We start from the raw sequence: 8,739 nt of genomic DNA, 5'->3' as shown, positions 1-8,739 counted from the left end.
TCCTAAAGCGACGGCAACCTGCGCGGGTTGCAACAGCCCCCAGTCGCGATGCGTCGCGATAAAGACCACCCAGCTGCTATCGCGCAACTCGACGGCCAGAAAATAGGCATGTGGATGGGCTGCGCGATCGAACGCGATTGCGCGAGAGAGCGGATCGTCGGAGCTGAAAAACAACCGGCGACGCTGGCGGCCTTCTGTCAAAAACCACCCGGCCAAATCCGAATACGCATGGAGGGGTTGCTGCGCTGCGAGGCGACGGGCGGCCTGCGAAGCGGCCGGATACCATGCGGCCTTACTGGAGTCAATCTGCACTGCGCCCGCCAGTTGCGCGCGCTCGGCCGCCGACGCTGCGTCGATCATCCGGACGGTGTCGTCGGCCCTGTCCAGCAACGCTGCTTCTCTCGCCGTCGGACCGGCAAGGTGGTTAAAGAGCGCACTGAGAACGAGCACGCCGATAATAGCCGCGCCGACCGTGAGCGCGATCCGCCACGCGATCGTATCCGGCGCACGGAAAGCGGCCCTCATCCGCGTCGAACCATCGGAGTGAACATATAGCCGCCGCCTCGAACCGTGCGAATAACGGATGGCGTATCCGGGCCAGTGTCGAGTTTTCTGCGCAAACGGCCCACCTGCACGTCGATGCTTCGATCGTAGACTTCATGCGACGAGCCGCGCGCGAGGTCGAGCAGTTGATCGCGCGTCAGTACTCGTTGAGGGTGCTCGGCAAATACGAGCAGAAGATCGAACTCGCTACTGGAAAGAATAGTCAGCGTATGATCCGCGGAACGCAGTTCGCGCCGCGCAATATCCAGACGCCAGCCCGCGAATGAAAGTACTGGCCTCGTGGCCGTGCCCGCGACTGCGGCTTCCGTCTGCGCCGTTCTACGCAGCACGGCCTTGACCCGCGCGAGCAGTTCACGTGCATCGAATGGTTTGACCAGGTAGTCGTCAGCGCCCATTTCCAGGCCCACGATACGATCGACGTGGTCGGCCACCGCAGTGAGCATGATCACCGGCACTTTCGATGCCGCGCGTATCCGCCGGCACAGGCTAAAGCCGTCTTCGCCCGGCAGCATGACATCCAGAATCACGATGTCGATGTGCTGAACATCCAGCGCCGCAAAGAGGCTTTGGCCGTCGGTCGCAATGCTCACTTCGTGGCCGTGCTTGCGAAAAAATCCGGTCAGCAAGGACCTGATGTCCTCCTCGTCGTCGACCACCAGTACGTGCGGCATATAAGTCATTCCCAATGCTAACCTCAAGCGGCTTACCGCTTGATGTCAGCCGTTCGTCGTCAATATTTCAGCGCGGACACATTGTATCGACGCCGAAAAATAACGCACATCATGCCGTTGAATCTCCTGAGTAATCTCGGGCTCCCCGACTGGAGGTTCATGAATGGCAATGTCATCAAAATCGGCGCATGGCGAAAGTGCCTGTGTTCCAAATTTTTTGCACACCGCATCGGCGGCTATCGCGAGAAAAGACCGACAGCGCAAGTACCGGATGCTGCTTGCTACCGCATCGCTTTTCCTCAGCTCCGGTATCGTCCGGGCGCAGAATGTGAACAACCCTCAGGGATCCGGCTTCACGGTCTTGAGCAATGCAACCAACGTAACCCATTGGGGACTCGGCGCCGGCGTGGGAATCGAGCCTTCGCCGTACAAGGGCGACAGCGCGCGAATCACACCGATTCCGCTTTTCTACGTCGATAATAAATGGATCAGCGCGTTCGCCACGACCGTCGATCTGAAGGTTGGACAATGGGACGGCGTGACTTTTGCGTTGCGTGGCCGGGTCGGCATTCTCGAGGGATACAAGGCATCGGACGCACCAATCCTGAACGGCATGCAGAACCGCGACAGCGTCACGTTCTGGTACGGCCCGGCCCTCGGATGGCATTCGGGACTCGGTACGCTGACGGCCAGCTATCTGATCGGCGGGAACAAAGGGCAGCAGGCCGCCGTTGAATTCAGGAAGACTTTCGAATCGGGGAAATGGACGATCGAGCCGCATGCCGACGCGAAGTGGCTGAACAGCAATTACGTCGACTACTACTATGGCGTGATGCAATCAGAGGCGCGAGCCGGACGGCCTGCGTACGACGGGAAATCCACAGTGAATGCCACGATCGGGACACGGGTTGCTTACCAGATGACGCAGCATCAGTCGGTCAGCCTCGATCTGCAGGTAACGCATCTAGGCAGCGCAATCTCCGATAGTCCGCTCGTCGGCAAGCGCTTCATCCCCGCAGCCCGGCTCGGTTACATCTATCAGTTCGAGTGAGCCAGGCGCGTTGCGCCGATCCGGCGCTTCACGCGGCTCGATCTCCAGTATCTGTCCGGCACGCCGATGGCGGGCCGCAATTGACTTATGCAACTAAGAGGGAGTAAACCGATGCTGTTTGGCGCGCCTCACCGCCGGCCGACCTGCCGGATGCAGGGTCACGAACTCCCGGAAGGCGACCGTCCGCTCGGCCAGCATACGGTCGGCCGCACCGCCGGGCTCGACGGGAACCTTGCCGCATCTCTCACTCATGGCGCCCTATCGGGATGGAAAGCTTGCGGTTCGGGCCTTGACGAACGAGGTCCGCTGCGAAGCAGACACCTGGCCGCCATCACGGAGTCCATGGCACCGATTGAGCAGAATATTCTGCTTCTCAAGAAGCTTGACGAAGCACGGCAGGAAGTGGAAATTCTTATTGAGGCGTTGGACTACGCGAGGCAAATCAACTGCGGATGCTCGGCGACGAGGTTTTCCGAATAACTCGTCCGGGTCGTGACGGACCTGACTGGACGGTGATCCGTCAGCCGGGCAATGTTTTCAACAGCGACGATAGGCATTCCCCAACCTAACCGTCGGTGTGATCCGCCCCACCCACCTCCTTGACGAAGCCGAGCAGGAGGTCGCTGAGCCGAGCCGGCTGCTCCTGCTGGATCCAGTGACCGGCGCTGTCGATCAGCTCGATGCCACGCATTCTCGTCGCCGCTGTCCTCATAAGATCAAGCGCGCCCGGCGCCGAATAGGTGCCCCAATCGCTCTTCCCGCCAATGAAGAGCGACGGGACATCGATCGTCTTGCCCGAAAACAGGCGCAACTCAGCGTTCAGCTCAGGATCGGAAAAGACGCGATAAGCCTGCAAGGCGCCTTGAAACCCAGTGCGGCCATACTCCTCCGCGTAGACCTCGAGTTCCGGCTCGGTGAGCCATTTGCACGCCAGGATCTCGGCCGCGGAAGGTTGGAATGGAGCGACTGTCTGGGGCATCGTCTTGCCGAGATCCATGACGTAATAAGTGGGCATTCGTGCAAGCTCTGCGGCGGTCATCGCCTTTAACGGATGGGGCTTATTTCCCGGCCAGTCCGCGCTCTTGACGTAGAAAAATGCGCGTAGAAACGCATGTAAGCCCTGAGGGGGATGCCACATGTCATGGTTCGCCTCACGTGTGCTCAGGTATTGCTGGTAATACTCCCTAGGCGGGTCGAGCGCCGCCAGCGCGGCCGCTAACTTCTGATTGCCGTTGTTCGGGTGAACCGACGACACCTCGCTTTTCGCAATGTTGAACGGAAACGTCGGCGGACCGGGGAACGGTGCGCTCATCAGCACCACCGAGGGAAAGACGTCCGGTCTGGCTAGCGCGCAATACGCCGCCACGGGCGAGCCGAGGTCGTGCCCGACAAGCATCGCCGTATGCCGATACCCCAGCGCCAAGACCAATCCGAGAGCGTCGCGCGTCATACTCAGAAGGCTGAACGGCGCGAGCGGGGCGTCATAGTCGTTCACCCAACCGGTGGTGCGTCCAAAACCCCGCTGGTCGGGCGCCACGACATGGTAGCCGGCGTCAGCCAGGATGGGGATCAGGTGTCGCCAGCCGTAAGCCAAATCGGGAAAACCGTGTAGAAGCAGTGCGAGCGGCCGGCCGGAGTTCTCGTAACCGGCCTCGAGAATATGGACGTCGAGGCCGTTGACCCCTTCGATCATGCGCGAGCGGACCCCCTTGGGAAGCGTTCCTTTGCCATACGTTGTTGTGATCAATGCATTTCCTCCTGTGAGGTTCGCGTGGGCCGGTCGGAACAAGGCTCCAACCAAGCTAGCCGCGCCCATCGCTAAGACGGCCCGTCGGGACGCCGATGGCTTGATTGGGTAAAGGGGCATGGTTGACGTCCGTTATATGGTGATCACCATAGTATGGTGACCGCCATAGCGGCGTCAAGGCAAACGTGGTACGTTTTGGGCATGCCACGTACGACTGACGCCCGCGCCCGCGCGATTGCCACGGCCCAACGACTGTTTCGCATCCAGGGCTACACTGCGACGGGATTGATCCAGATCCTTGAAGAAAGCGGTGCGCCTAAAGGATCGTTCTACTTTCACTTTCCACGCGGCAAGACACAACTCGCAGAAGAAGCAATCGATGATTACGTTGCGAATAGGATTGCTGTATTGCGGAACATCTCGGCGAATACGACGGGTAATGCTCTGAATTTTGTTCATCAGATATTCAGCACGTTTGCGGCCGAAATGGTCGCCTCTGATTTCCAGTATGGGTGTCTGATGCAAAATCTGGCGAATGAGCTGCCCGCGCTCGACGCTGAGCTGACCAAACGGATAGCGCGCGGTTTTGTTGAGTCGACCGCGATTATTGCGGAGCATTTCAGGGGGTGCGGTTTCTCTTCCGCGCGCGCGTCCTGTACCGCAGCCGCATTGGTAGCCGCCCTCGAAGGCGCGCGGACGATCGCCCGCCTGGAGCGCACGCCGGCTGTATTTGAGGCACTGGCAAAGGTTAGTGCCCAAAGGTGGGCTGCCCCCGAGGGATGATCCGGTCCAATGTTCTCGGTCGGACGAGAATGCCAGAGATTACCCTATGAAGAGCGTCGGTCTTTCGCGTGAGGTGGGCTGAACAACGTGGACCCCAACATTCCGTAGAACTGAGGAATGGAGGCGTTGATGAACCGGATCAGCAAAGTCGTATCCACGAAAGGAATTTCTTGAAGAAGCAGTAAAGCTGGCAGTGGCTGGCGGCGCGGGTGTCTGAAGCTGCATGTCGACTGTCTATTTCGATGAGACATTGGCGAACTGCGTTCGCGCGGCAAAGGACGGCAAGCTGGAGAACGTCGGGCAAACCCAGAAACCGTTGACAGAGATCGAGCCAGAGCGGCGCGGCTCAAGCGAGCGTTGGCAGAAGTGAAGATGGAGCGCGCCTCGCTCAATCTCGTTGGATTCCTTTGTCGTGGTTGCTTCTCGCCATGCCCAGAGACAAAGCAACGATATTCAGCCGGTTCGCTCGTATCTGCCAAGGCCCCTTCCTGCTGTAGCTTGAGGCCAAATTCGAGAGCTGGAAGAACCCGCAACCAGCTAATCGCCACCATCAACCATTTTCGCTGTTGGCTGCCGCTGCAGGCCAACCCAGGAAAAAGTTTAACGAAGATTTTCAGTTTCGGCGGATGGCAAAAAAAAGCCCGTTTTGTTTTCCGCTTCCACTTGCCTGCCGCGCCACGCCTGCACGTTCCCGACGATCGCGCGACGCGCCGGCACTTCGATCAGGTAGTAGCCAAGTGCGCCACCTACCACAACCACACCCAACTCGACTACCAGAACCACCAGCGCGACCGTCAGACTATGCGACACATGCAACTTTCTAACTACCTGATTGCAGACGAACCGCAGAATCGAGTGTGTCAGATAGATCGAAAACGAGATCTCGCCAAGAAACACCGCGACCCGATTGCCGAACAACGCCTTGCCGACCACACCGCCGTTCGCGAGACCTGCAATCACGAGCAGGATCAGCGGCAACAGCAACAGCGGCCAGGTCGTCGGCAGGGACATCAGAGCCACGAGGGCGACGAGACTGAAGCACATCACGACTTCGCCAATTTCACACGTCTTGACCGCGCGAAACAGCCAGTATCCGGCGAGGAACTCCGGCACGATGCGCAGAGCGCCAAATGTGTGCACCCCTAGATCGCCGTCGTTGAAGTAGAGGCCATATAACGCGAACCAGCACACGAGCACGATGACACCGCAAGTCATGCGCGAGAGCCGGCTCAGCACATTCGCGCACAACGGAAACAGAAAGAGATAGGCAAACCACTCGGCGCTGATCGACCACGAAACAAAGTTCCAGCTGAGTTTCTTGGCGGGTCCCCATGCGTGAACGAGCAAGACGTTCTCGACCGCGGTACGCGCGGTGTAATCCACGTCGTTGTGTGCAAAGTCGTGGCCGAGGCGCGTCGCCGCGAACCACAAGCCGACGAATACAAGAAAGGTCGCGAGATGCAGCGGGTAGACGCGGGCAAACCGCTTGACAATGAACGACCGATAGACGCCCCAGCCAAACGCGGTCTCGCGCGACGGCAGATAGGTGTAGGCAAGAATAAAGCCGCTCAACACGAAGAAGATATCGACACCCCAAACCCAGTTGTCGACCAGTTTCACGATGCCAAGCGGCGACAGCCCTTCGTTGTCGGCAAAGTGACGAACCACTACGAGAAACGCTGCGAACGCTCGCAGTCCAGTCAGGTTGTCAATTTTTTTCTGCATTGGAGCACCTTGGCAATCACGCGATTCAGCACGATGCGGCGCCGTGCCACGTAGATCGATACGTCACACGGCGCGCAGCCCACAAGAGCAAGAAATGTTGATGCGACTGCATCGCAGGATAGCCAGCACTCCCTCGCTCAGCCATCCATGCGAAATCGGCAGCTTGGGAAGGGCTGGCCGGGGATTTCGGGGGGAGCACTACCGGACGGGGGAGAGGCCGACAGTGCGCACGAAACGAATCGTAAGATCCCGTAAAAGACCCGTGTGTGTGCCAACACACGGAAGGCACCTGCATTCAAGCTCGCCTGGAAGAGGCGCTCGCCGCTCGATAGCGCCCATCTTCCACTGCGAACGCTGATACAGCAGATCGGCGAACTATCTTGCGCCATCTGGATGTTTGTCTATTGCCGTGTCTCAAAGTCGCCCGGCCACAGTCCTATGCGATTTGCATGCCTCGACCATAGCGGACAAATAGGTAGCGACAAAGCGCTCTCTCTCGATTCAACAATTAGGTCGCCCACTTTGCTAAAGCAGATTTTTCGACCAATATCGCGAATCGCGATCTTCCTCACCTCGGCCAGCGACGACACAAAAGAGAACCCGCATGAACTCGCAAATATGTGCAGTGCTTGTGTATGTGCCAGACGTGCCGGCCGCATTGGACTGGTACCAGTCAGCTTTTCGAGGCGCTGAGAGGCGCTTTCTTGAAGAGTTCAATCTGACATACCTCGAATTCAATGGAATCAGACTCGAAATTGTTCCCGCCGATGCAAAATTGTCGGCGGGATCGGCGGGCACAGTCGTCTACTGGACCGTCGATGACTTCGATGAATCGCTAAAGCATTTTCTGAACATAGGTGCCACGCTTTATCGTGGGCCAGGCCAAGTGGAAGATGGAAAGCGGATGTGCATGCTGCGCGACCCTTGGGAAAATTGCGTTGGGCTCTACGGCTAACCTGAATATTGTCGATGATCTGCGCGGCCATTTCGACAGGCTGCTTGTGGCCGACCAGCGCCCGACCACCCTGCTCGGCGATGTCCTCGGGCGCAGCACTCATGCATTAGCCATGACTCGACCCACAAGCGACCTTCGAGCTTCTCCAAAGCCGCCACTCCACAGCAGTCCAGTGCAAAGATGACTCGCAGCGGCGAGCCGTCATCACAGCGGAATTCGAAGCCGTCCGAGCACCAGCGCGCATTGCTCTGGTCCACCGCAATCCTGCCATCGTGCCGGCGCCTCGATTCGGGATGTCGAGGGCGGTGCTCGAGCAGCAGGCCGTGGGTATGCACTTCAGATTTGAGGCCGCTGGGGTTCAAACCAGATCATGGACTGGAAGAAGCAACTGCGACGACGAGTGGCCGTCTGGATGCCGGGTCTGGCGCAACGATACTCTTCGGCTCGCTCGTCGCCGGTAGCTACCCGTTCATCCCGACGTCGTTACCGACTCGCCTTCATTTGCACCCGACCCGGGCCTGCCCTGATTTTATCGAGACAATACGAGAAGCGAACGGAAGGAGTAAGGCGCTGGCATAGCACGATGCCAGGCGAAAGCACGCCGCACTCCTTGCACGCTTACATTGGCGGCGCGACACCATCCTTTTCGACAACGACGAACTTAGCGCCATAAGTGCCGGCCGTCATTGGTGTTGCCACAACAAACACCTTCTTGCCCGTCGTCAACTCAGCGCGGGTCGCCGGAATAAGCGTCACCACCGGAACGTCGTCCGGCACGGTAATGTTACTGCTGCCGCCCTTGTAGGAAAGTTTGAGATCGTGCCCGCTCGTGCCTTGCACCACCGTATCGACGTTCGCGTTCGTCATCGTGCTGTTCGCGCCGAGATCCCATGCGTAATGGCCTTCGCCCGTACCGCGAGCGGCTTCCGGAAAGACCAGAACTTCTTTTGCGGTAAGTTTGCCATCGGGGCCGGGCATGGCTGCCGCGCCGACATAAGAACCGGGCTTGATATCGGAAAGCTTGATCGCTTTTACGGCGTTGACACCCGACGACTCCTGCATTGCGATCGTCACGGTGTCCCCACTGCGCCGATGCACTTTGAGGGTGCCGCCAGCGAACGACACAATCTCGCCACGGATTCGCTCGGGCTTGTCGGCCGAGGATTGAGCGAACGCTGCGCCGGCGAGCGCCAGCGCGACAAAGGAAACAGCAAGCTTAAAGCGGATGGACATAGTTGCTCCG

Annotated in this window: 9 protein-coding genes and 2 pseudogenes; 5 read left to right on the top strand and 6 right to left on the bottom strand. The window is 58.9% G+C overall.

Going from position 1 to position 8,739, the window contains the following annotated elements:
- Together HV770_RS20150 and HV770_RS20145 are read right to left on the bottom strand one after the other, a co-directional pair.
- Positions 1-390, bottom strand: a 390-nt coding sequence (locus HV770_RS20150) for a hypothetical protein (protein ID WP_217468624.1), incomplete at its 3' end; no start/stop codon positions are given.
- 131 nt (positions 391-521) lie between these two features.
- Positions 522-1,244: a response regulator gene (locus HV770_RS20145; protein ID WP_217468623.1), complete on the bottom strand. Its 723-nt coding sequence runs from the start codon at positions 1,242-1,244 to the stop codon at positions 522-524.
- 319 nt (positions 1,245-1,563) lie between these two features.
- Between HV770_RS20145 and HV770_RS20140 the strand changes: the two genes are divergently transcribed.
- Both HV770_RS20140 and HV770_RS20135 read left to right on the top strand, forming a co-directional pair.
- The gene (locus tag HV770_RS20140; RefSeq protein WP_246291038.1) at positions 1,564-2,286 is read left to right on the top strand and encodes a MipA/OmpV family protein; all 723 of its coding nucleotides are present in this window, start codon (positions 1,564-1,566) and stop codon (positions 2,284-2,286) included.
- 111 nt (positions 2,287-2,397) lie between these two features.
- Positions 2,398-2,766, top strand: a complete 369-nt coding sequence (locus tag HV770_RS20135; RefSeq protein ID WP_175162332.1) for a hypothetical protein — start codon at positions 2,398-2,400, stop codon at positions 2,764-2,766.
- An 85-nt stretch (positions 2,767-2,851) separates the two neighbouring features.
- Here the strand turns inward: HV770_RS20135 and HV770_RS20130 are convergent, their stop codons facing one another.
- Positions 2,852-3,979, bottom strand: a complete 1,128-nt coding sequence (locus HV770_RS20130; protein WP_175162397.1) for an alpha/beta fold hydrolase — start codon at positions 3,977-3,979, stop codon at positions 2,852-2,854.
- A gap of 255 nt (positions 3,980-4,234) precedes the next feature.
- Between HV770_RS20130 and HV770_RS20125 the strand changes: the two genes are divergently transcribed.
- Both HV770_RS20125 and HV770_RS39805 read left to right on the top strand, forming a co-directional pair.
- The gene (locus tag HV770_RS20125) at positions 4,235-4,816 is read left to right on the top strand and encodes a TetR/AcrR family transcriptional regulator (protein ID WP_175162330.1); all 582 of its coding nucleotides are present in this window, start codon (positions 4,235-4,237) and stop codon (positions 4,814-4,816) included.
- A 129-nt stretch (positions 4,817-4,945) separates the two neighbouring features.
- Positions 4,946-5,215, top strand: a pseudogene (locus tag HV770_RS39805) (transposase); the annotation flags it as partial.
- A 201-nt stretch (positions 5,216-5,416) separates the two neighbouring features.
- On the opposite strand, the gene HV770_RS20120 reads toward HV770_RS39805, so the two are convergent.
- The gene (locus tag HV770_RS20120; protein WP_175162328.1) at positions 5,417-6,541 is read right to left on the bottom strand and encodes an acyltransferase family protein; all 1,125 of its coding nucleotides are present in this window, start codon (positions 6,539-6,541) and stop codon (positions 5,417-5,419) included.
- A gap of 604 nt (positions 6,542-7,145) precedes the next feature.
- On the opposite strand from HV770_RS20120, the gene HV770_RS20115 reads away from it, so the two are divergent.
- Complete coding sequence (locus tag HV770_RS20115; protein WP_175162326.1) at positions 7,146-7,496, top strand: VOC family protein; 351 nt, start codon at positions 7,146-7,148, stop codon at positions 7,494-7,496.
- A gap of 146 nt (positions 7,497-7,642) precedes the next feature.
- On the opposite strand, the pseudogene HV770_RS20110 reads toward HV770_RS20115, so the two are convergent.
- A pseudogene (locus HV770_RS20110) lies at positions 7,643-7,822 on the bottom strand (IS3 family transposase); the annotation flags it as partial.
- Between the two features lie 292 nt (positions 7,823-8,114).
- Positions 8,115-8,729, bottom strand: a complete 615-nt coding sequence (locus tag HV770_RS20105; RefSeq protein WP_175162324.1) for a hypothetical protein — start codon at positions 8,727-8,729, stop codon at positions 8,115-8,117.
- Between the last annotated feature and the right edge of the window lie 10 nt (positions 8,730-8,739).

Source organism: Paraburkholderia fynbosensis (assembly GCF_902859935.1).
GTDB lineage: Bacteria > Pseudomonadota > Gammaproteobacteria > Burkholderiales > Burkholderiaceae > Paraburkholderia > Paraburkholderia fynbosensis.
This window is presented reverse-complemented; position numbering and strand designations above follow the sequence as displayed.

What these genes read in the sequence shown, in the direction of transcription:
- HV770_RS20145 (WP_217468623.1), bottom strand. Translation starts at nt 1,244, where the DNA reads ATGACTTATATGCCGCACGTACTGGTGGTCGACGACGAGGAGGACATC.
- HV770_RS20135 (WP_175162332.1), top strand. Translation starts at nt 2,398, where the DNA reads ATGCTGTTTGGCGCGCCTCACCGCCGGCCGACCTGCCGGATGCAGGGT.
- HV770_RS20130 (WP_175162397.1), bottom strand. Translation starts at nt 3,979, where the DNA reads ATGATCGAAGGGGTCAACGGCCTCGACGTCCATATTCTCGAGGCCGGT.
- HV770_RS20125 (WP_175162330.1), top strand. Translation starts at nt 4,235, where the DNA reads ATGCCACGTACGACTGACGCCCGCGCCCGCGCGATTGCCACGGCCCAA.
- HV770_RS20120 (WP_175162328.1), bottom strand. Translation starts at nt 6,541, where the DNA reads ATGCAGAAAAAAATTGACAACCTGACTGGACTGCGAGCGTTCGCAGCG.
- HV770_RS20115 (WP_175162326.1), top strand. Translation starts at nt 7,146, where the DNA reads ATGAACTCGCAAATATGTGCAGTGCTTGTGTATGTGCCAGACGTGCCG.
- HV770_RS20105 (WP_175162324.1), bottom strand. Translation starts at nt 8,729, where the DNA reads ATGTCCATCCGCTTTAAGCTTGCTGTTTCCTTTGTCGCGCTGGCGCTC.